This window comes from uncultured Paraglaciecola sp. (genome assembly GCF_943787955.1).
Taxonomy (GTDB): Bacteria; Pseudomonadota; Gammaproteobacteria; order Enterobacterales; family Alteromonadaceae; genus Paraglaciecola.
Genome location: NZ_CALSOK010000010.1, coordinates 147,537 through 170,676, shown reverse-complemented (window position 1 = coordinate 170,676; position 23,140 = coordinate 147,537). Strand labels below are relative to the sequence as shown.

The 23,140-nt window shown below is 40.0% G+C and carries 13 protein-coding genes; 5 read left to right on the top strand and 8 right to left on the bottom strand.

Annotation, left to right across the window (positions count from 1 at the left end; all coding sequences use genetic code 11):
- Window positions 1-165 precede the first annotated feature (165 nt).
- Entirely contained in the window at window positions 166-1,167 is a 1,002-nt protein-coding gene (locus Q0Y52_RS08435) for an NAD-dependent epimerase/dehydratase family protein (RefSeq protein WP_297820594.1), read from the bottom strand.
- Window positions 1,168-2,530: 1,363 nt separating this feature from the next.
- Here Q0Y52_RS08435 and Q0Y52_RS08430 point away from each other — a divergent pair.
- Entirely contained in the window at window positions 2,531-3,898 is a 1,368-nt protein-coding gene (locus Q0Y52_RS08430) for a proline hydroxylase (protein WP_297820592.1), read from the top strand.
- Between the two features lie 641 nt (window positions 3,899-4,539).
- Window positions 4,540-6,327, top strand: coding sequence for a PqqD family peptide modification chaperone (locus tag Q0Y52_RS08425; protein WP_297820590.1), 1,788 nt, complete (start codon window positions 4,540-4,542; stop codon window positions 6,325-6,327).
- 53 nt (window positions 6,328-6,380) lie between these two features.
- Here the strand turns inward: Q0Y52_RS08425 and Q0Y52_RS08420 are convergent, their stop codons facing one another.
- From Q0Y52_RS08420 to Q0Y52_RS08410, 3 genes are all read right to left on the bottom strand, one after another.
- The gene (locus Q0Y52_RS08420; RefSeq protein WP_297820588.1) at window positions 6,381-7,577 is read right to left on the bottom strand and encodes a nucleotidyltransferase family protein; all 1,197 of its coding nucleotides are present in this window, start codon (window positions 7,575-7,577) and stop codon (window positions 6,381-6,383) included.
- 57 nt (window positions 7,578-7,634) lie between these two features.
- On the bottom strand, window positions 7,635-8,603 hold the full coding sequence (locus Q0Y52_RS08415) for a GlcNAc-transferase family protein (RefSeq protein WP_297820586.1): 969 nt from the start codon (window positions 8,601-8,603) through the stop codon (window positions 7,635-7,637).
- A gap of 104 nt (window positions 8,604-8,707) precedes the next feature.
- Entirely contained in the window at window positions 8,708-12,274 is a 3,567-nt protein-coding gene (locus Q0Y52_RS08410; protein ID WP_297820584.1) for a GlcNAc-transferase family protein, read from the bottom strand.
- A gap of 167 nt (window positions 12,275-12,441) precedes the next feature.
- Between Q0Y52_RS08410 and Q0Y52_RS08405 the strand changes: the two genes are divergently transcribed.
- From Q0Y52_RS08405 to Q0Y52_RS08395, 3 genes are all read left to right on the top strand, one after another.
- Complete coding sequence (locus Q0Y52_RS08405; protein ID WP_297820582.1) at window positions 12,442-12,864, top strand: hypothetical protein; 423 nt, start codon at window positions 12,442-12,444, stop codon at window positions 12,862-12,864.
- 1,744 nt (window positions 12,865-14,608) lie between these two features.
- Window positions 14,609-14,788, top strand: a complete 180-nt coding sequence (locus Q0Y52_RS08400; RefSeq protein WP_297820580.1) for a hypothetical protein — start codon at window positions 14,609-14,611, stop codon at window positions 14,786-14,788.
- Between the two features lie 451 nt (window positions 14,789-15,239).
- The gene (locus Q0Y52_RS08395) at window positions 15,240-16,340 is read left to right on the top strand and encodes a PqqD family peptide modification chaperone (protein WP_297820578.1); all 1,101 of its coding nucleotides are present in this window, start codon (window positions 15,240-15,242) and stop codon (window positions 16,338-16,340) included.
- Between the two features lie 515 nt (window positions 16,341-16,855).
- On the opposite strand, the gene Q0Y52_RS19445 is transcribed toward Q0Y52_RS08395, so the two are convergent.
- The 4 genes from Q0Y52_RS19445 to nuoL form a co-directional block, all read right to left on the bottom strand.
- A complete protein-coding gene (locus Q0Y52_RS19445) occupies window positions 16,856-17,230 on the bottom strand; it encodes an integrase core domain-containing protein (protein ID WP_366939264.1) in 375 nt (124 codons plus the stop codon).
- 1,184 nt (window positions 17,231-18,414) lie between these two features.
- A complete protein-coding gene (locus tag Q0Y52_RS08390) occupies window positions 18,415-19,863 on the bottom strand; it encodes an NADH-quinone oxidoreductase subunit N (RefSeq protein WP_297820576.1) in 1,449 nt (482 codons plus the stop codon).
- The gene (locus tag Q0Y52_RS08385) at window positions 19,860-21,311 is read right to left on the bottom strand and encodes a NuoM family protein (RefSeq protein WP_297820574.1); all 1,452 of its coding nucleotides are present in this window, start codon (window positions 21,309-21,311) and stop codon (window positions 19,860-19,862) included. The genes Q0Y52_RS08390 and Q0Y52_RS08385 overlap by 4 nt, the downstream gene beginning before the upstream one ends.
- Window positions 21,312-21,313: 2 nt before the next feature.
- Window positions 21,314-23,140: an NADH-quinone oxidoreductase subunit L gene (gene nuoL / locus Q0Y52_RS08380; protein ID WP_297820572.1), complete on the bottom strand. Its 1,827-nt coding sequence runs from the start codon at window positions 23,138-23,140 to the stop codon at window positions 21,314-21,316.

Below are 23,140 nucleotides of genomic sequence, written 5' to 3'. Positions count from 1 at the left end.
ATTTGAAAAATATATCTCAAGTTAGGGAAAACACCAGCTCAAAAAACAATTTAAATTGCCTTTGAGCACTGTCCCTCATATTAATCGACTATGTTAACAAGTTATGAGTGAGAACTACCTAACGTAAAATCATTCCAGACTTTGTTGAACATAGGCATTTGTAGCTTAGCGCTTTGAGTTATGAACTTCCTGGTTAATCCAGCGATAAGTTTGCTCTAGGCCAGCTCGTAATGGTTGCGATACAGCCCAGCCTATTTTTTCTTTATACAGCCTATTGTCAGAGTTTCGCCCTCTGACTCCCTCGGGACAACTGAATCCATATTTATCAACGAATGTTTGACCTTGAACATTCTGAACACTTATGTTCTTTCCAGAGATATCAATCACCATTTGGGCTAGCTCATTAATGGATATCATTTCTTGGGATCCAATATTAACCGGCCCCATAAAATCGGATTCCATTAATCGAATAACAGCTTCAACACATTCGTCAATGTATAAGAACGAGCGCGTTTGTAACCCATCGCCCCATACTTCTACAGTATTGCTAGATTCTGCGGTTTTTCTACATATTGCAGCAGGTACCTTTTCTTTACCTCCCGACCATGTGCCCATAGGTCCAAAAATGTTATGGAACCGGCCAATCCTCACATCTATGTCATAATTCTTGTTAAAAGCCAAGAATAACCTTTCAGAATATAATTTTTCCCAACCATACTCGGAGTCAGGACTTGCAGGGTAGACAGTTGATTCTTCACAGATGGGGTTATTTGGATCTAATTGATTATGTTCCGGATAAACGCAGGCTGAGGATGCGTAAAATACCTTCTTCACCTGTTTTTTTGTGCATTCATGTATAACATTTAAGTTGATCAACGAAGAATTGTGCATGACGTTGGCGTCATTGTCACCAGTGAAGAGATAACCCGCTCCCCCCATATCTGCAGCCAGTTGATATACTTCATCTGTGTCTGCGCTGATTACGCTAGATACTATGTTGGGATCTCTTAAGTCGCCAACAATAAATTTGTCGCAAATTGTGCTTGATTCCGAATACTCATGGTTCTTGATATCACAGACTGTCACTTGATTTCCATCATCTTTTAGTCTTTTGGCCAGATGGCCACCGATGAATCCACCGCCACCTAACACCACTACTTTTTTCATAAGATTTCGTTATCCTTTGTTTAAAATGCTACCAACACATTTACCTCTAACTGTCGTAGAGCAATCTAACTGTTATTTAAAATTCCATCATTCATTGAATATAAGAAGTTGAAAACCCAGACTTCTCGTATATCACTCAACGGTTTTCTCATCATTCAGAACAAGCGCTTCCCACTGTTGTGCAAGCCAGCTCTGAATATTGCTTTTGTTTATGGTAATGAACAGAATTCATATTAACAGACTTACCTGAGGTTGAATGTCTTAAATTTTCTAAAATCCGAAATAACGAGTGTAAAATTAAACGTCGGTTAGCGCCTGAAAATGCTGGTAAATGCCCCAAAAACCAGACCTCCATGTTTATGTTTTATCCCTATAAAAGTTCTCAAAGATACGCTGGGGCAAGTCCTACAATTAGGTTTTAACAAAGGCTCTAATATCAAAATCAACGGTAAATTATTACAAGTTACCCATCAACTTCTGCTTTTTCTCTGCGGTAGCCTCCCAATAATAAGGTGTCATCATCAACAGTTTTTTCCCTTTACTCGGGTTCGATTAGCCTCAGGTGCAAGGTTGTTCAATTAAAGTTACATTTTTGGCCCTATTGGCCCTGAAATTGATAATGGGCGTAAATCTAGCGGTTATTTAATTGGGTATAAGAATAAGTCCTAAGCCCTGAGCACTTATAAATTCTGGCGTAAGTTCGAGTCTTGAATATGATAAAAGCGGGGGCAAAATCTGAAGACCACAATGTATTTTGCTTACCCACTTACCTCATTTACATCTGCCTTTCATTGAAATTCCTATTGATTATTATAATTATTTTACTGCAACGCAACATGTGACAAATTTTCTATACTTATTTCAACTATTGACATGACCCTTCGTTCATTGTGTGACGTCAAGTGCATTGGCCGTTTGTCAAAATAGATGTTGCCTAATAGTTTTTGATTACCCTTGAATTCCCGAAAATTTAGGCAGTCGTTTTAGAAAGGTTTTTCCTATAAAAGTCTGATAATATTTAAGCCAAGTGGTTACCTATCTCGTTAAAATCGAGATATCCCATTAACCACACAATTACTGCATCTGGTTATCTTCGCCTATAGGGATACGAATATAAATCAATTGTTTTTATGTCAAATCGACATTATTTTTTTTTACCCTAGTTAAGCGTAGATATCCATGGCATATGAACACCTATTGGTGTCAGGTATTCATTGTTTAGCACGCATTTCATGCATCAATGACATCATCCCTATTTATATTTTTTAGAGCATGCCAAATACATTAAACCTTGACATGACATAAAGAGTTGATAATTAATCAACTCTTTAAATAGAATTTTGTTAATAATATAGTGATTTAAATGAAAACAAATTTTGATACAAGCTGGAAAAACTGGATCTCAACCAACATAAATGCTGGTCGCGATAAAGACGGTATTTTTAAAATTCTACTGGATGAAGGCTACCAGTACTCATCTATTGTAGAAGAAATGAAATATACCCCTGACGTTGATTTAAATTTAATTGTAAATCCATTGAAAAACAAAAATAAGTCAATCAATGAGCATGCAAATATTCATTGTAAAAAAATTAAAGTGAGTCAATTATTTTTGCCTAATGCAAAGAAACATATTAATGGTAATTTTGAATTTTATAGCATAGAAAATTTTTTAAGCACTTCAGAGTGCAAAGAAATGCTTGCATATAGCCAGCTCAGTAACACTCAAAATTTAAGTCTAAATCATAAATCAAATAAAAATATGACTCCAAGTGGAATCGATAATTTCAGTCTTATACATACCGATATTATAGAAAATATTGATAGCAGAATTTGTAAGATCATGGGAATAGATGTTTCTTATTCAGAACAGATCCAATGGGATGATTTTGAAGAATCGGAAAAAGAGACGCCTGAATCATTACAAAAGCAGAGTGTGTATATTTTCATGATTTACTTGAATGATAGTGAAGAAAAAAAATTCAAATCAACAAAAGGTACCGCCGTTATTTGGAACAGTTTGCAATCAGATAAAGCGTATCATTTACATTATATAAATAATGAGAAGCGCTTAACTAGTCGTAAACATGTTGTAATTAGTAAACGTTTTTATTCAAAAAGTGAGCTTACCCCTGCGCCTCCAATGTATTCTAAAAGCATAAACGAATTTATCCCAAACTATACTATTGATGGTTACTTTAAAGGCCGTTTTCCAGAAGATGCATTTAAGCAAATCGATAATTATTTTCATGAAAACAAAAAACAAAACCATGACGAATACGTGCCTGGAGGATATATTTTTAATGAAGATAAGGGTGCACAATCGAGTACAATGGTTCACCTACCATCGGAATTAAAAAATCAGATACAAGCAATCATGAAACCACATTTGGAGGCTTGGAGTGGAACAGAACTTGAGCCAACATCAGTTTATGGTGTCCGAGTATATAACAATCGAACAGCCCTAAAAATGCATAGGGACCGTCCACATACACATATAATAAGCGTCATAATTAATGTGGATCAAGAAGTAAATCAACCATGGCCGTTAGTCTTAGAAGATAATTTTTATCGGCAACATCACGTACTATTAAAACCAGGCGATATGTTATTTTATGAAGGGGCAAGGCTTATTCATGGCAGACCAATCCCGCTGGATGGCAAAAGTTACGCTAATATATTTTGTCATTTTAAACCTAAAATTTATATTCCAGTGGAATTTGATAATTGATATGAGTAATAGGCTCGCTATCAATTGCCTTCAAGACTATCTCATAGACATCAGCGTAATTAAGTCAAACTGACCGAAAGTGGGAAAAATAATAATCAAATATTAGTTCAATCTAACATTCCGCACCTTTTTCGGGATTCAAATTATTTTCTCCTAGAACCAGTCCGAGCAATTAGCTAAAAAGATAGTGTGTAGGTAACATGCTCAAGTTGTGATTGAGTCAGTGAGCCAATACTTTATTTACAAGTTATTCGAAAATATCCCTAATGGCTTCTTTAACTGCTTATGAAACTGCCCTAATGGCTTCTTTAACTGCTTATGAAACTGCTTGTATGCAATGTCCATTAGGGTATTGCTGCAAAATGCCCACAGTATATCAGCCGAGATTACTTAACCATAACACCTAACAATATCCTACCTATAGTTTAAAGCAGGCGAATGATAATACGATAGACTCAAGGATAAATCCTGTTGTGTGCTTAATTCAAATGTTAGAAAATATACAACATTATGAGGAATTTGGGATACAATCCAATACAAGTTCTGGGCTTTTTGGTTTTAAATTACCCTAAGTCAGGTAATGCTTATTAATAGTCTTTATTTACTCGAATAACATAAATTATAATAAATGTTGATAACTCATGAAATTTGATTCTCCCCCACTATTTGCCTTGGCTGATAACGTAATCAGTCCTTCGCAGAAAAGTAAATTACTCTCTGAGCTTGAAATCCTTGAATCCGAACCAGCCGGGCTCGCTAATTGGGACGGCACTAGAAGCACTGATAGTCATATTCGTCGTTCCCAAAACACTTCCCTTGAATCAGGTCATTGGTTGCAAGAGCATATGTTTGAGCAGGTTAAGCAACTAAACGAACAGCTGTGGGAAATGCGATTGCTCAAGCCTGAGCGGGTGCAGATATTAAACTACTCTCCGGGAGGTCATTACATATGGCATTTTGATGTGCTATCAAAAGAACATGCGGATACATTTGATAAAGGGAGCAATCGAATACTGTCAGCAGTTCTCAATCTGAGTGATGAATCTGAATATACTATGGGAGATTTAATGTTCCATGATCCTTTATCTGGAACACGATCGCCAGGACTGCATGGCTGCGGTAATATGGTAGTAGCACCTTCCAATCATTGGCACCGGGCCACCACAATAACCTCAGGCTCACGTCGTGTTGCGGTGATGTGGGTTAGGGGCCGGCTAGATCAAAAAGAAAATAATTATATTGCAGATTTTACTAAAACAATGTCGACAGCCACGCCAACGGTAAAAGATATCCCAAATTCACCTAAGAGTGTCGTCGGGGTTTCCAGCAATCAAGGGTTAATTGTTTATCGTCCCTATTCGAATAGTGTTTATGTGTTAAGTGGCATAGCGGGTTGGATTTGGGAGGCCCAAGCAAGCAAAAAAATACCTTCAGCGGACTTAGTAGAAGAACTATCCTCTCATTTTGGTATAGACAGTCAACAAATTCAATCTGATGTTGAGCAGATTAGGCAGAGCTGGAATAACGCTGAAATCCTACCTGATGAGAACTCTGCACTATACAAACTTAGTGATGAAAAAATTGGCACCTCAGTGCAATATTACAATATTACCAGTACTCTTATACAAATAGATTATGACGATAGTGAAGTAGAAAAGATGTTGCGCCCCTTGCTGCAGCCACTTGAAATCAATACTAAGGCAATCCCCAAAAGAAAAATTTCAGTAAACAAAGTTGACCAAGGACATGCCGTTCGCATTGACCTTGGTCAAGCTGGAGTGACCACTAATGCTCCACTGGCTGTTAAAAATATACTGAGCGAACTTCATTCGATGATACCAGTATCAAGTGGGGTGTCTTTATGCCTAGGTGCTGGAGGGCTTGGGCAGGGGAATCAAGCAATCATTATGCCTGGGCTCTTGAATCCTGGGCGGGTTGGTTTGCTATACGCAATGAGTAAGCATTATGGCTATGATTTTTTAGCCAGCTGTAACCTTCCTTTTCATGCAGGTAATAGTACGGTGGAGGCAATGCCAATGCCGCTAAAGCTTCGTAAGCATGACCTAGACTTAATCAGTGAGCAATTAACTGAAGACGAACCTAATGTCCAATCTGGAACTGTTTCAGATGTTATTAAGTTAGTCCCCGCTCCCCGTATAACAAAAGATGGCAGGCGTTACCGGCCGGCTATCATGATCTTTGCTCACGTTGATACTTCTCAACAAACAGTCTTAACAGAAATAGACTCAATAACAGGTTTATCAAAATTAATGAACTCTGGTAGCTATTTTGTTGAAAACTCTAGTTATGAAGGTGTCATGCAGATTTTCGCAGTAGTAGAAAAAATGCCTGTATATGAACTGAGATTTAAAGACCTAAATTCCGCATTCGAAATTTTGGACCCCGTTCTCAAGGCTACTTTTTCGTAGACTGAAAGTTTGACTTTTATAAGCTTATAGACCCCAAGGTATTATTAGACCTGCTACCCACGAAAAGAATCTCGTAATTGACGAAAGGTCGCCTTAATCGTGCCAGGTTTCAATAACCTGAAAGGTAGAGTTGTAATCGCCATTAAATAAGCTATTACAAATGAAATTGGTCCATACTTTTCTTTAACTCTGATGGGAGAAAGTTCTCGGCAAATACTAAAAACGAACAACATAGTTGGCCCATGAATAATTCTAAGCACCTTATATTTCTCAAGTAGCTGTTGCCGCTTTATTATTCTTCTCGAACGTCTGGAAATTGAAATATTCTCTGGTATTGGACAGTAAAAATAATCCTCGACATATAATAGATAAACTTGAAAGTGAATCTCTAAACCACATTCTTTGACTCTTCTTTGTAACTGATCCCATTGAACAGCTCCTTGATGCCGATAGACTAATTGTACAAATTCATAAGCCTGCATCAGATCAATTTTACCCAGTAAACCGTTTCTATCTTGAATTTGAGCGTGGAAAAAATTATGCAACAACCTGTGCTCTATACTGAGCATCTTTAAATTCTTGCATTGCACTGCGTTAGAAAAAGCTTCGCCGCTAGATAATAATTCTCTTTCACCTAATTGCAACAGTGGCTGTCTATGTAATTCAACACTGGCATTATGCTTAGGGTGTACAAGGGGGTATATATGGTGCATATACCCTAATCCCCTGGCATTAAGCGCTTCAATCGGATCTTCCTGTTCATCTAATGGGGGCGCGGGTAAAGAGTCTAGTTCACAGTAGCGGTAGCCAATTGAGAAAAGCTGTTTCACAGTGGAATGCATAGATTCAATCTTTACGAGGATATCCAAGTCCCGCATTACGCGCTCACCCACTTGAGAATAAAGCTCAGAAGTTAAACTGGCCCCCCCTTTTAGAAGGATTGCACCAGGAGGTAAATAGTGTAGAAGCTCTTCGATCTGTCCATTTAGGCCTACATTACGCTGAGTATTATAAGAATACATGGTATGGAAGTAGTGTTGTAGTTCTTCAGACAATAATTTCAGAAAGTCTTTTCGTAACAACGATGCGTAAAGTGCAGGAGCGACCAAATGGCCAGTGGCTATGGAGATTATTCGTTCCCAGTCAAGTTCTCTATGCATAATCTGTTGCGCACAAACAATGTTACTATCCATATTGCTGTATGGACTTAGGGTACGGCCAATAAATTGATAAACTTCTAACTGATTCATTATTCAACTTGTATTTCAGTAACGATCTTTTTGAGCAGGTAAACTATGCTTTTATTGTTAACGCTTAATGGTCTGTGGGTTAGGAGGCACACCAGCTATAGCATCTGGATGCGCTTCAAAATTTTCACAATCCAATCCTGAAAAATTGTAAAAGTCTTCTAAGTTTCTGGTTGTCCCTAAACCAAAACGACCTAGCTCTCCTGCAGGGTCGCCCTTCATAAGCAAGTTCAAACGCTTCATCGCCTTATTATGGTGCTTTTGACTGATTTCGTTCTCAAAATCAGAAAAATGTTTACGATTTGCTTCTGGATGACAACGATGCCAGACAACAATTTCATCAGGAGTAAATAGATCGTACCCATGAGTATAAGAGCGCAGGGTAAGGGCAAACTCTTCGCCAGAGTAATAATGCTCCGGATCTTGCATTATAGTCTTATTCCATTCACCACTTGTAAAAACAAAAGCACCCGATAAAAATCGGGTATAGCGCGGCGATTTAAAATTTTCTTTAATATCATGTGTCGGATGATGGATCCAACCATCAGGTGACCACTGTTCCATCACTGTAGTATTTGTATAACCTCGCCAATCTAAACAAGTATAACTATCTACTTCATCATGGCGAAAATAAAGAGGTGGGAAACCAGTTATCAAAGGTTTCTCACTTGGAAAGCGTTGTACCATGTTGATTAAGGTTTGGTCCCAACCTTCAACAAATCGAGTGTGAGCGTCAACCTGAATAGTATAATCTTCTTCTGCATACATGGTTTGCACTAAATTTCTAGCCCAGCAGCCTCCCTTACTCTCTCTATGATCAAATTTGATTACTCTAATTCGCTTATCTGTTATAAGGTGATCGATACAGTCTGCTTGTATCTCTTTTTCACCACCGGCGTCATATTGCAAACAAATTCCAAACCTCAAATTATCTGGCTTACTAGATTTTGCGATGCAATCTTTAATGGTGAGCTCTAACTCAGGCTCACAATATGCCGCCAATGCGACAAATATAGTACATTCTTTCATCTAACCTATTAACTCTTAATTGACTTGCTACTTAGTTAGGTAGTGATTTAGCAAAGTTGAAATATCAATTTATAAAAATCTCTACACACTGTACTTTCACCATTTTATGCCCAAGGGGAGGGTTTTATAGTTTTATTTGACAGGTCAACCTCAATCTCATATTCAATGCGACTTGCGAATGTTTTTTCCTCTGTCATTGGCCAGATAAGGGCAGTTTTTAGTGTACTTGGATCAATAGCCCTATCAATGCTAATAAGCAAAGAGTCGGTACGTTTTTCAATTATCTCCTTGTCGTCAATATCTTTTCGATAAACCTCTTTACCTTCATGATCGAAAAAACACAAAATCCACAACGCATAAGAGTCGTCAATCGTCTTAGTATTTAAGGTTGCATCATACATTTGTAACGCAGAACGTAATCTTGCTATTGGCGCAACAATTACATGATTATCCTCTAATACATTTTGAACAGTAACTGCTTTATCAGACCTTACAATAGTTTTAGAAGCTCTATCAATCTTAACTGGATACTCATGACGACTTGCAAATTTATTATCTTCCATGACTGGCCAAATAAGCGCTTTTACAATAGGGTAAATCATGCTGTTTAAATCCAAACTCACCTTTACCCAATTTTCTTTTTTATTCAGAACTAGTTCGTCTATTATATCTTTTCGATATATCTCTGTTCCCTGAGAGTCGAACAAACAAAATATCCAAATTTTATACTTGCGAATAGAGATTTCGTCAGTTTCTAAATACACATCGTACTGATTATGATGCCGCCCTGGAGTGATCTCTTCCATAGCTAGCTCTTTTGGCAATCCTTCTTTCGCCCATGGCCGAACCTCTTTAGTTTCAAAATTTACGCCATGCCTTTCTTGAAAATCGACGATACTTCGAACCGTTCCCACACCCTTGCCCAAGTGTAATCCATGTAAAATATCAAAATTGTTTTTTATATTCTGATGGTCTTCCCAGTGCAGTGGCCTTACCTTTGTTTTACTTTGCATTCGATTATCATTGTAATCGTGAAATACAACATTCTTTGGAGGGACAAAGGTGTCCCAGCCATTTGTATAAGAGCGAATTAATAACGAATCTTCCTCACCATTAAAGTATTGCTGAGCATTATAAGGCACATCTTTTACCCAATTGCCAAATGTAAACACAAAGCCTGCTGCTAACCATATGCTAGGGGCGGGAACCGCACCTGAAACCGTCTGCTTACCCCTAACTTTCAAAAATCCCGCTTCATTAAAATGCTCAATAGCGATCAGACTTGATTTATTGTTCTTCAGGAAAGACCTATTTTTGTCATCGGCAGAAAACCCATTTGGATAGGTAGTCAATATTGGCCGCGGTGACTTACAACTTAATAAGTTTGCTTTAAGATAGGTATCCCAACCCTTTGCAAAACGAGAATGTGAATCAACCTGCAAATAATATTTCTCCCCGTCATACAATTTTTCTTGAATAAGACTTCTTGCATAACATGCTCCTCTAGCATCTTCGAAAGGTATGGATAGAACTTTTATTCGTTTATGATTTTTATACGAAAAACTTTCAATTTTTTTCGTATTATCCTGCAAGCAAACCCCAACTACTAACAAACTCTGATTATCCGCATTTTCCAAAAGATCGGTTATGGTATTTTCGATATCAGGATCCCGATAACTTGCGATAGAGATAAAAATAACTTCCTCTTTAAAATTCCATGCTTCAGGGAATTCTCGACCCCACGTCATTTGCCAAGCATCCGTCCATGTGGGAAATTTGGTAACAGGAGTTTGATGACAAGCAAGTTTGCATTCTAGTGTATTATCATAAAAATTTGTGTCATATATATCATCCATATACCCTCGCATGCGATATATATACGAAGAAAAAGTCGACAAGCGTGTGCCGATAAAAACTCTCGCTCTGGTACACACCAACTGTTCAATAGAGCCAATTAATTTACTATCAATATATTGGTTAATTCTATTCTGTACATCTGAGAAATAAACCACTTTATAAACGTCTTCAAGAGGCTTTAGAAAACTATGGTCTTGAGCGTCTGTTGCGATGTATAAAGTTTCCCCTGCTTTTAAAATAGGGGATATATTCCTGAGTATTTGTTCTCCATCAATGAACAGGTCTTTGTACTGGAAATCATTTCGTCTTATATGAATGGCCGCATAATTTTGGTCACCTAACACCTTAATAATATTATAAGCTTCTAGGAGAATATCGTCTTTGTAATGGATATGACTTGCTACAAATTGCGTCATTTCCTTGAGCCTGTTTTCGGCAAATATGGTTAGATAAAAATTCCCCAGCAAATTCTTAGGGAATAGAATGTGATCAGACGTCAAGGTTTCAGTGTCGAAGAAAAGTGATTCCCTACCCATCTTGTAATTTTCAAAATACTCACAAGCTTTAATATTCTCTGGAATTTTAACAAGATCTTTGATCACGTCCCAGTCAGCAACATACGAAATCGCAGCGACATCTTTCCATGCTTGATCTAAGCTATTTATCTCAATATTATTCCGCTCGCAGTAATCCTCAAATTCAATGACCTCTATCCCAAGTGCACTTATATCAAAAAAATCTTCGAATCCACATTCTCCTTCAAGCAAATAATAGTTTGTTCTCGGCGGAAGAACCAAAACTCTGTTTAGCAATAAAGCAAATACTGCAGCTAACTCCAAAGACATACGAATATTATTAAAACCGCCTGGGTACTGATCAAAAACAATATATTTAGTGTTATTGGGCTGGTATTTCAACAACGACTTCGGCATGTTTTGCCAATATAAGTAATCGCTACCTGAAGCTTCAATTTCTTGTTTATTGATTAAGTTTTGAATCAAAGCCAGTACAGAGTACTCTGCCCGACTTTTCGCCTCTGACGGTGCAGGAAGGTTAGTCCAAGGCTTTTTAATTGCCTGCTGAGTGAAATCTTGCTTAAACCAAATTTTTTGCCCTTCTGCATTTAGAAATGGCACTGGGAAATGAACAATAGGTGTGTCTAGATTATTATGTTCTTCCCAATTATTACATACACCCATATCGTCTACCGTCTCTACATCGAGGGCAAATTCTGCGGCAACTATTACTAGCGCGTACATGTCCGATTCCCATTTTTTCTCAACGTCTCGAATCTCATGACTTAACTCGTAATACCTCTCCATAGTTTTACGTATATCCGCCGTATGCATAAGATAGGGATACATAAAAATTGTTTCTTTGGTAATTCTATGACGATTTTTTCTACAATATTTATCAAAAATCGGATGACCGGCAATACCACTATCTACCCAACGTTGTGCAATGACTTTTCCTTCTTTGACATGCAAATCAATTGGCTTAATAAAAACCATATCTGGATCGAGAAATAAAACACTTCCTTCAACCTCCTGGTTGTCAATCCAGCTTTTAAGGGAACCTAACTTATTGGCTATACCCCAGAAATCACCTGTATGTTGATTTTTCATATAACTAGGTAAAGGAATCACCTTTGCTATATTAGACTCTCTAGGGGATAGGTCACCATTTTCACCTTCGGAACACAAGGCAATAAGTTCGCCCTTTTGATGGGCATTTACGTAACTGTACTCCAGCAAATCACACTGCCAACTTTGATAATAGGTATTACTGGTACTATATATGACAAAATCTGGCATTGGCTTTCCTAACTCAGGGTTTCGTAGTTCAAGTGGAACGTAAATTCATAACTAATTTATTGTTAAATAATAACTTAATGCCATTGCGTAGCAAAAATTTGATTATTTAAAAACATTTAATATCCCATAAATACAACATTTTTTCCATTGGTCACGACAGATTTTCTGTGCCAATCTACTTTAAAAATATTCATTATACCTTTGGCTCAATTCAGAAGCGCCTTGATTTTAAAACGACGTCACTAAAAACCATGTTTATAAACACTCTGGCTCTGCAACTCATGCGAGAAAGCTTATTATCACTTGCGCAGATTGTGGCTTATTCAATAATGACGTTCACTCGGGATGAATTATTAAGCTGTAGTAAAGCAAAAAAGTATGCATTCTATGACTGGCTAAGCCGAGAAGATGTCAACTTGCGAAAGCTACAATTATTGACAGCAAAGAAAGTCTTCAAAACCAACACCTGCGATAGTGTGTTTGTGGTTGATGATTTAAGTAAAATCATACGTGTGACCGAGATTGAAGGGTCTTACGAGCCAATTTGTCCAGTTAACCAGCCGCTGGGTTATAGAGCAACAAGTCGTTAGCTTGTGTGTCGCTTATGATGCCTAGTTCCTCCCAGTTGATAGTGATATTTTCGTCAATAAAGAGAGGGAGAAAACAGCCAATACCACCTTTAAGAATCTTCACAATATTAAGAGCCGTTCTCACAATCATGGATGGTGCACTTTATAGCTAATTCGTGATTTTCAGTGAACATATTTTAAAAACTACAAAGACCCACTCGCTAATAGCGATTATTCGAATCAAAAAAAAAAGACTATATGTCACGCCGACACCAACATTAATGTCCATTATTTGTGTGCCACGCAGCTATAACAACAGTAGATATTTGCCTAAGTGATCCCGATGAGTCAATTCAGATTATATTTCCCATATCGACTCCCCTTTTAAATTGCTCATGTGAGGGGTCTACATCAGCCAACATGTTACCGCCGACGGTTTGATATCATTGGCCTGTCAGTAATTGGCTAATGATCACCGTGGGTGAATTAACGATTCTGTCGCACATGATATTCATCAGTTCTTAGTTTATGCCGACTGAATTGGCTCCAAGTCTCAGTTATACATAATAAACATGTCGAGTCTGCAAATTGTTGCAGGGCTTAACTTTCGTGGCGACGACTTAAGTTGTATTATTTTCAACATCAGTCTGGATATTCTATATTATTTTGCACTAGCCAATGATGCAGGCACTTCACGCCCGTGAAAAGGCCTGATATTTTTTACCGCGCCACAAGTGCAGTAAGATGACTAGCTCTGATGCTTGGGTATATTGCAACAAGGAGACTTTCATCGATTGTTTTAACCCTCTGGACTGGGCGTTAAGCTGATTATTTACATAGTGAACGCTTCCGCTTAGAAGATCATTTCAGTCCTCAAAGTTAAGGCCTACTTTGTTTGCGAAACAAGTGCCGAAGCCATGCCGTTGAGAATAGTGCCGCAGCCATGCCGTTGAGAATAGTGCCGCAGCCATGCCGTTGAGAATAAAGTGTCTAAATTGGATGATGAGTTATTTATCATGTCTTTAATCTGTTAGTTGAATCTTCTGGGGTCATAGATACTATTTTGAGGCTGGGGTAGTCGAAATTTCTGCCTCAATGGTAAAATTTATGATTTAGTACTGACAAATATTATTTTTTTACATCATTGGCCGAAATCAGAAATGTTTAACATCGGCTATCGAGTTTTTAATCTGTAGAGTAATAAATTTTGGATTGAATGTGCTACCAACAATCCAATCACACAAGAAGGGGAGGCTTTGTCGGTGCCGGAGTCGGTGCAGGAGTCGGTGCCGGAGTCGGTCCCGATGACGGTACCGGAGTCGGTGCCGGAGTCGGTGCCGAGTCGGTGCCGGTGACGGTGCCGGAGTCGGTCCCGATGACGGTACCGGTGCCGGAGTCGGTGCCGGAGTCGGTCCCGATGACGGTACCGGAGTCGGAGTCGGTGCCGGAGTCGGAGTCGGAGTCGGTGCCGGAGTCGGTTGTGTTGTAGGCGGTCCTACTCCGCCGCCGCTTTGTGCCGCCGCCTTGTCTGCCACCATTAAAGCGACCATAGTGGGAGCTGTGTAAAGTCCAAACTTACCTAATTTTGTTACAAAATCACGACGAGTTACATCTGATTGGTTTTTTTCAGTAGTTGGTTTAGTGACAGAAACATTTTTATGGGAATCTTTATTTTCTAAATCTTTATCAATCATTTTTCACTTCCAACTTTTAAATTATTGCAAACTCTTTTATCCCAAAAAAATAGTACCCTATGGAGGAGTCGGTGCCGGTGACGCTGCCGGAGTCGGTGCCGGAGTCGGAGTCGGAGTCGGTGCCGGAGTCGGTGCCGGTGACGCTGCCGGAGTCGGTGCCGGAGTCGGTGCCGGTGACGCTGCCGGAGTCGGTGCCGGAGTCGGTCCCGATGACGGTACCGGTGTCGGTGCCGGAGTCGGTTGTGTTGTAGGCGGTCCTACTCCGCCGCCGCTTTGTGCCGCCGCCTTGTCTGCCACCATTAAAGCGACCATAGTGGGAGCTGTGTAAAGTCCAAACTTACCTAATTTTGTTACAAAATCACGACGGTTTACATCTGTTTGGTTTTTTTCAGTAGTTGGTTTAATGACAGAAACATTTTTATGGGAATCTTTATTTCCTAAATCTTTATCACTCATCTACACTTCCAATTTTTAAGTTATTGCAATAATTTTTAACTCCCGCACACAGCAAGGATTTAAGCATTAAAATTATACTGATAATTAAATTACTACAATAATAATTCATTGTAAACAGTTAGATAAGAAGTTTATGCTTGCAAAAGCAAAGAGCGAATAATAGTTGCTAAGAACCCAATTGCAGTAAATAATCGTTAGACATAGACTAAACGTTTAAAATTGCAAACCTAACAAGCTGAGAAAAATATGCGCCCATTACATAAAGGATTTCCGATTGGAGAATCACTCGCAATTGCGGTGTCAGGCACTAGTGAAATTATTTTGCTCGACCCAATGGCAAAATTAATATGGGAAGCCCTTTATCAGGGTTTTACCGCTGAAGAAATAGCTAACTTACTTTCTGATGGGACCAACATTTCCGCTGTAGATGCCCTTCTTGATGTGTCTGGTATCATCGGCGAATGGCAAAGGTCCAAGTTGTTGGTCGAACCCAAAGCGTCTACCACCCAAATATTGAAAGTTGGTCAGCGAATAATTGCACTAGAAAATCAGTGCAGTGATGTAGAGGAATTAATCGCCAATGCTGTCAATCACCTCGAGGTATCAACCGAGCATAAAACCCATTGCTTATTTCAATTATTAGACAAAGGCGAAACAATTGATTTGATTAAAAATGGTAAATGCCTTTATTCCGCTCCTTACGCAGATGCAATCGCACAACGTCTAATTTATGAAATAGTAGAAGAAGGATATCGACATCTTGATTTCATAACGGTATTGCACGCTGCAGCTCTCAAGTGGAAAGGGCACTGTTTTGTAATGCCCGCTAAAGGTGGCTCGGGTAAAACCACACTAGCAGCAGCTCTGATGCACCAGGGAGCCGAGTATCTGGCTGATGATGTAGTGCCATTGCTTTCTAAAGAAGGTGATATTTGCCCCCTCAGAACCAGTCTCTGCCTGAAAGAGCATAGCTGGAAGTTACTACAGCCAAGCTTTCCATTTATTGCGAACTCCCCTGTATTAATGCGTGACGGAAACCCTGTTCGCTTTCTGCCCCCCTCGAGTGGGATTAGTGATGAGGGTGAAAAATTAACTACCCAGCTTATTATTTTCCCAAATTATAAAACTACTAATCAGCCCAAATTACAACCGTTAAACTCGGTGGATACATTGAAGAAACTTATTTCAAATTCCACTTGGTTTGGTGAGTCAGTCACCAATAACCGATTAGAAGAATTGGTTATTTGGTGTAATAGCGCTGACGCGTATGAAATGAGTTTCGATAATCTAGAAAATGGTATTTATTTACTCAACGGTTTATTAGATAAAAAAAACCAACACACCTAAAAGTTTTGTATTGTTTGACACTTTATGTCAGTTAGATATAAATTCCTGACAAATATTTTATAAATTCATTTTCTTTTTCTGTCTAGACACAAGTAATGGTGATATTTCTCATGGCTTTAACTATCTCTCGATGGGTATAGTTCTGGCGAAGCACGAGCTTTGCTGGTTCCAATCTAAATTATGGAATTCTGGAATAGATTTTGGGCGCGTCTTTTTTGTCACCATTGCGCTTAAAAAGAGCTGTTATAAAAACGATCGTAACAGCTATTAGATGTCAAAAATTAACTATGTCACTATAAAGCTAGCTAATCTAAAAGGATGCACGTAGTAGATAAAGATGTATTTTGACTAGATAAATATCCTAAAAATGTTCAAGTAATGGAAAATTACGTTAGAAAAATTAACGTTTTCTATAATCTGGATAAAATGTTTCCTTCTGATTTACGGTGTTATCGAACTAATTATAGCGATCAACTTGTTCGCACTTTTAACTTTAGTGGTATTTCGTTTAGGGTTTAAGTGCAATACTTCGGGTAAATCCCAGTTGCGGATTTCACCAAGCAAACGCTATGTGGTTCGCTCTTTGGCACCTTGTTATACTCTTTTTTTTTCGCCAATATCTTATCAGCTAGCCCAGCATGCCGTTGATGTGTAGTCACGAATTTGATACCGCTGTGCTTATGAATAAAGTTGTACCAGTGGTTATATTTCAACACCCATTCGCGCGTTTCATCCATACTCGAAAATTTTTTGTAGTGATAGTCATGCCTGTATTTACACGTTTTAAAAATAGACTCTGCATACGCGTTATCATTGCTAACTCGTGGACGGCTAAAAGATGTGGCGAAGCCTAATTGATATACCGTTTCAACAATAGACGAACCTTTCATCGGGCTACCATTATCTGAATGAAGCACAGGCGGCTGGCCGTTAATTTCCTTTCTTAGATGTATTCTGCGGATCAGTTTAGCCGCGTTTTCCGCCGATTCTCCGTAATGTATTTCCCAACCAACACTTTTTCGACTATTGATGTCCTCAATTGTTTATAGGTAATAATATTCTTCTTTAATGCGCGACCCCAGGTAAGTGTTGTCCCAAAACTATACTTCATTGGCTTGGTAGCAGTATAAGAGGTGGGTCGAAACACGCTGCGTAGTACCCGACTGCGTCCTCGGTGATGCAATTGGTTGACCTGCTTCAGCAAACAGTAAAAACTTGATACACAAACAATGTAAAGTCACCCTTCTAACAGCGTTGGCACTACCTGAGAAGTCGCTAAACTAGCATATTCATGCTGATTGCACACGTATATGTACTCCTCACGCTCTGTGCTTCTATTAGTTTATTCTTAGGCGCTTACCTGATCGCAGTTGGGCGCTTATCCACCCGGATACCTCAGGGTCAGAGTCAACTTAAAACTTATACGTCAGCTAACTAAAGCTTTTACACGAATTGCGCAGACATTCATTGTAAAAATCTTTTAGCTGAATAGGCTAGCTGATAACTTTGACAATGCCAGAGACCACTTTTTAGGTCTTTCCCCCACCTGAGTTAATTCTACAATGAAGATCTATAATTGGCACGAACCACTTTTACCTGATCCATGAGTCTATGAAAGCTTTGGGCGGCTGAGTTTCTTCTATCTCTTAGGCTATATTCAAGCTAATGTTTTGACTGGGAAAACCGAACGAGACAGTGATATATTAGCTTTAGGAGCTGCTTTAGAGCCAAATTGTTGCAGGATTCATTGCTAATAGTAGTCACAGGCTCACGACTAACGTCGTTCCCGCCTTTTTCCAACATTATTCCCATTTACAGACGGTACATTTTTAGAGACCATAACAGGGTAATGTCGGCGGCTAGTATTATCCCTCTTTGATTTTACTGTATTGTCGATACCTATAGTGACAAAGGTGGCTTTTTTCCTATTAAATTAGGTCGTATCTTAGGGTACTCAACAACAAAAATAACGACTAGTAGATAGATGCAGAAACCTTGAAAGTTTATCGTTTGGCACCCCCTGTGTGAGCATCAAAATTTGACGACATAAGCAAGACCTTAGTTTTACCTCCCCTTAGCCTACCACTAATATACTGCGTAATTGATCACCCAATAATCCGGGTAAAATACCTAATAGTAGTAAGCCTACTGCAATGATACCGATCCAGATTTTGGTGAAATAAGCACCAGGTGTTAGGTGTATTTCGCTTTGTGTGGGTGCAAACAAGGTAAAAATCACCCGTAAGTAATAATATAAACCTACTGCACTGCCAACCAACATAGCGGCGATTAACCACCAGGCGGATAGTTTGACCGCCAAAGTCAGCACGTAAAATTTGCCAATAAAACCTATGGTGATAGGCATACCCGCCAAAGACAATAATCCTAAGGTCATGATGCTCGCAAGCCACGGATGTTGCCAGAATAAGCCCTGTAATTGTGATAGTTGGTCTACGTCATGTGGGTCGTCTAATTTGGATAACAAACTTAATACCGCAAAAATCAAGATAGAAGCCACTAAATAAGCCAACAAGTAATAACTGGCGCCTTCTAATGCTAAACTGTGGTCGATCCCCATGGCAATAATGCCCGCCACTAACACATATCCCATATGTGCGATGGCTGAGTACGCCATTAAACGTTTTATACTTTGTTGTTGCAATGCCAACCAATTGCCGAGCAGCATACTGGCGATGGCCATCCAACTGAGCATACGTAACATGTCGGCTTCAAAATCCGCAGGTACCAATAGTATCAGTTTGATAAATAAAGCGAACACCGCCGCTTTGGATAAGGTAGTTAGTAATAAGGTGGAGTTGACTGGCGCGCCTTGATAGACATCTGGGGTCCAAAAATGTAAGGGCACCAATGATAATTTAAACGCTAGTCCGGCGAGTAACAGCACAAAACCACTTTTAGCTAACAAACCCATGGGGGATGGCAGCATATCCACTAACAATAATTGCCCGCTGGTAGCATAAAGTAAGGCAAAACCCATTAACAACACACTGGTTGCTGCACCTGATAGCAGCAGGTATTTCATCGCGCCTTCTAAGGATGCTTTACGCTCCCGGTTATAAGCGAGCATGGCTAACATGGCCAAACTCATTAATTCAATGCTGAGGATCACACTGCCCACATGTCGCGACATCACTAACAACATGCCGCCCAAACAAGACAGCAGCAATAGCATATAAAACTCTTCGGCAACTTCTTTGCTTGCGTTTCCCTGATAAGAGCTACCCATATAAGGACCTTGTAATAGGGCAACAGAAATACACACCATCAAAATCAGTAAGCTGAAAAATCCGCCTATGGGTTCGTACTCAAACAGAAGTGTGATGGTTTTGAAATCGTTCGGGTATTGCCAAATCAACGCAGCTAATGCCAAGACAAGGGTGAGCACCGTTAAGCCTTGAGCAATAACACTATTACGCTGCCAAGACGTTTGCAGCATGACTAACAAAATCCCAGCGCTGACGATTAACACCGGCAGTAGTAACCATAACTCTTGCATGTTCATGGTTTTACCTCCTTGACGATACTTAACAAACTGCTCAGGGTGTCGGCACTGAGATCAAGTATGATGTGGGGTTGTAAACCAAAATAGAATAAGGCCACGACCAATAAACTGCTGTAAACCAGCTCGCGCACATGTAAGTCGGTGATATCGATATTGGCTGGCCCTTGAAACGCTCGCTGGAAAAGATGCAAGCCATATACAGCTGAGCCGATTATGCCCAGTGCGGCAATAATAGTGTGGGTAGGGAAAACGTGGTAACTACCCAACAGAGTAAACAATTCACCATTAAAGTTGGCCATGCCCGGCATACCAATGCCTGCCATCACAAATATTAAAGTGATGGTGGCCATTTTGGGGGCGCTAGCCCACATCCCCCCCATGCTAAGGAGCTCGCGGCTATGGATCCTATGTTGGATCATGCCTGCCATGCTAAACAAGGCCGCACTACTGATACCATGGGCGACTATGGTTAATATTGCACCTTGCAGCGCCACTTCATGCCAGCTAAAGAGGGCAAGCAACACAAAACCCATATGACTGATACTGGAATAAGCCACCAAACGTTTAAAGTCAGTTTGGCTATAGGCCATTAAAGCCCCATAAATAATACTTAACACACCTAATGTCACTGCAATAGGCGCAAATTCCATGGTTGCGTTAGGAAATAGGGGCAGCACTATTCTGATTAGCCCATAAGCGCCGGTTTTTAATAAAATACCCGCCAACAAAACACTGCCCGCTGTGGGCGCCTGGGTATGGGCATCAGGTAGCCAGCTATGTAAGGGCACCATAGGCAATTTCACCGCAAAAGCGACAAAGAAACCCAGCATTAACCAGTATTCAGTTTTAGGGGCAAATGCCAAAATTTGTAACTCGGCCAAGCTGAAACTTAAAAAGCCGGTTTGTGTTTGGTGCTCTAAAGCCAGTGCGATGATCGCCACTAACATTAATACACTACTGGCTTGGGTGAAAATGAAAAATTTAATGGCAGCGTAGCGGCGCTTTTCATGACCCCAGATTAAAATAAGTGCGGTCATGGGTATTAGCATCACTTCCCAAAACACAAAAAACAGGAAGAGATCAGCGGCTAGAAATACACCCATAATGCCCGCTACGCTGAACAGTAAATTGAAATGAAATAAGCCTCTGTGTTGTTCGATTTCGTGCCAGGAAACCACTACCGCTAATATGGCTAGAGCGAGAGTCAATACCACCATTAATAAGGCTAAACCGTCGAATAACAGGGTAAAATGAATGTTAAAACGCGCAAACCAATGCCAGCTTAAACTGCTATCGCCTAAGCTGCCTAAGTAAAGACTCAATAGTAGCAAACCCGTTAAACTGAACAAACTGACCCAATTACCAGATCCCCTCCATTTATTCTCGGTAAACCAGGCTACAGCACCACATATAAGAGGTAAGAAAATCAGTAAACTTAAAAGTTGCATATTTACGACCACCATACCAGCCCTCCCAACATTAAGGCGCAGCCAGCGAGGGTAACGTATAAGTACCATCGTACTTTACCGTTTTGGCTAATCACCAACACCTCATTTAAACTGAAATTAAACCAGCCAACAAAATGATAAAATTGGTCGACGACATCGCTTTTATTGACCCGCGCAAACAGTTGTAGAGGTTTGGTAAACACCCAATCATATAGCCAATCAAAACCCAGTCCGTCTCGGCAAAAATTCTGCAACGCACCTTGATTGTGCTGTGAATCGGATGTATTGCGAGGAAAGTAGAGCACCCATGCCACAGCAAAGCCGGCAAACGCCACTGCCACGGGCATCCATTCAATCCATAGGGGCAAATGTGGATGGGTAGCTGGACCAAATACCTGGCTGAAATCTAAACTAATAAAGCCACCTATCACCGCTAATACGACTAAAGGCAATAAGGGCACAACGAGATGGCTAGATGGCGCATAATCACCTTCTTCAAGATGGTGGTTCGCTGGGCCAAAACAGACAATAAACCATAAACGGAAGCTGTATAAACTGGTCAAGAAGGCGCCTAAAACCCCCATCCACCAAAGAATAGGACCGGCGGTATGGGCCTCATAAGTTGCCGCTAAAATAGCTTCTTTACTGAAAAATCCTGAACTACCAGGAAAAGCGACTAAAGCTAATAAACCAATTAATAAAAAGGTCGAGGTCATAGGCAAGCTACGAAACAGTCCGCCCATCTTAAAGATGTCTTGTTGATGGTGCATTTTTAAGATAATGCTGCCTGCAGTTAAAAACAGTAGTGCCTTAAAAAAAGCATGGGTCATTAAATGAAAAATCGCGCCGTCAAAGACTAAAGCACCCAAGCCCAGAAACATATAACCAATTTGGCTCATGGTGGAGTAGGCCAGTATGCGTTTTATATCGGATTGCGCTAACGCCGCTAAACCCGCTAGTACCAAAGTTAAGGCGCCTATCCAAGCCACTATGGTTAATATGCCTTCAACCTGCAAAAACAATGGATGCATCCTAGCAATTAAATACACACCAGCGGTAACCATAGTGGCAGCATGGATCAAAGCACTCACAGGTGTGGGGCCCGCCATCGCGTCTGGTAACCAAGTTTGCAATGGCAACTGAGCCGACTTACCCACGGCGCCACCCACCAATAAAATACAGGCTAGCCACAAGTTGGTTGGGTCAACAACCAAACTCGACGTCACAATGGTATCGATATGAAGGCTGCCAAATTCGCTAAATAAGATCAGCAAACCGAGCATCAGTGCAGTGTCACCCACACGCGTGACAATGAAAGCCTTTTTTGCAGCAGCTACGTTATTGGGCTCATGTTGCCAAAAGCCAATCAATAAGAAACTGCATAAACCCACGCCTTCCCAGCCTAGATACAAGAGTATTAGGTTGTCACCTAACACCAGCATCAACATAGCAAAAACAAATAAATTCATGTATACAAAAAAGCGCTGCACGTTTTTGTCGCCAAACATGTAAGCAGCAGCGTACCAATGGATCATCCAGCCTACGCCAGTTATAACACTCACCATGACAATTGAAAGTTGATCTAAATGCAGACCCGCGTCTAGACTTGCGCCAGCAATAGGTAGCCAGTTAAACAACACTTGTTGATAAGCCACAGCATTACTGACAAAAAACTCTATACCAATGAACAACGTTAACAGGGCAGCTAGGCCCATTGAACCAACACCCACCAAAGACACCACAATAGGTGACAATCGACCGGCCAATAACAACAATATTATTGCCGAAGTCAGTGGCAGTAACGGGACAACAAACAGCCAATCTTGCAT

What these genes read in the sequence shown, in the direction of transcription:
- Q0Y52_RS08435 (WP_297820594.1), bottom strand. Translation starts at nt 1,167, where the DNA reads ATGAAAAAAGTAGTGGTGTTAGGTGGCGGTGGATTCATCGGTGGCCAT.
- Q0Y52_RS08430 (WP_297820592.1), top strand. Translation starts at nt 2,531, where the DNA reads ATGAAAACAAATTTTGATACAAGCTGGAAAAACTGGATCTCAACCAAC.
- Q0Y52_RS08425 (WP_297820590.1), top strand. Translation starts at nt 4,540, where the DNA reads ATGAAATTTGATTCTCCCCCACTATTTGCCTTGGCTGATAACGTAATC.
- Q0Y52_RS08420 (WP_297820588.1), bottom strand. Translation starts at nt 7,577, where the DNA reads ATGAATCAGTTAGAAGTTTATCAATTTATTGGCCGTACCCTAAGTCCA.
- Q0Y52_RS08415 (WP_297820586.1), bottom strand. Translation starts at nt 8,603, where the DNA reads ATGAAAGAATGTACTATATTTGTCGCATTGGCGGCATATTGTGAGCCT.
- Q0Y52_RS08410 (WP_297820584.1), bottom strand. Translation starts at nt 12,274, where the DNA reads ATGCCAGATTTTGTCATATATAGTACCAGTAATACCTATTATCAAAGT.
- Q0Y52_RS08395 (WP_297820578.1), top strand. Translation starts at nt 15,240, where the DNA reads ATGCGCCCATTACATAAAGGATTTCCGATTGGAGAATCACTCGCAATT.
- Q0Y52_RS19445 (WP_366939264.1), bottom strand. Translation starts at nt 17,230, where the DNA reads ATGAAAGGTTCGTCTATTGTTGAAACGGTATATCAATTAGGCTTCGCC.
- Q0Y52_RS08390 (WP_297820576.1), bottom strand. Translation starts at nt 19,863, where the DNA reads ATGAACATGCAAGAGTTATGGTTACTACTGCCGGTGTTAATCGTCAGC.
- Q0Y52_RS08385 (WP_297820574.1), bottom strand. Translation starts at nt 21,311, where the DNA reads ATGCAACTTTTAAGTTTACTGATTTTCTTACCTCTTATATGTGGTGCT.
- nuoL (WP_297820572.1), bottom strand. Translation starts at nt 23,140, where the DNA reads ATGCAAGATTGGCTGTTTGTTGTCCCGTTACTGCCACTGACTTCGGCA.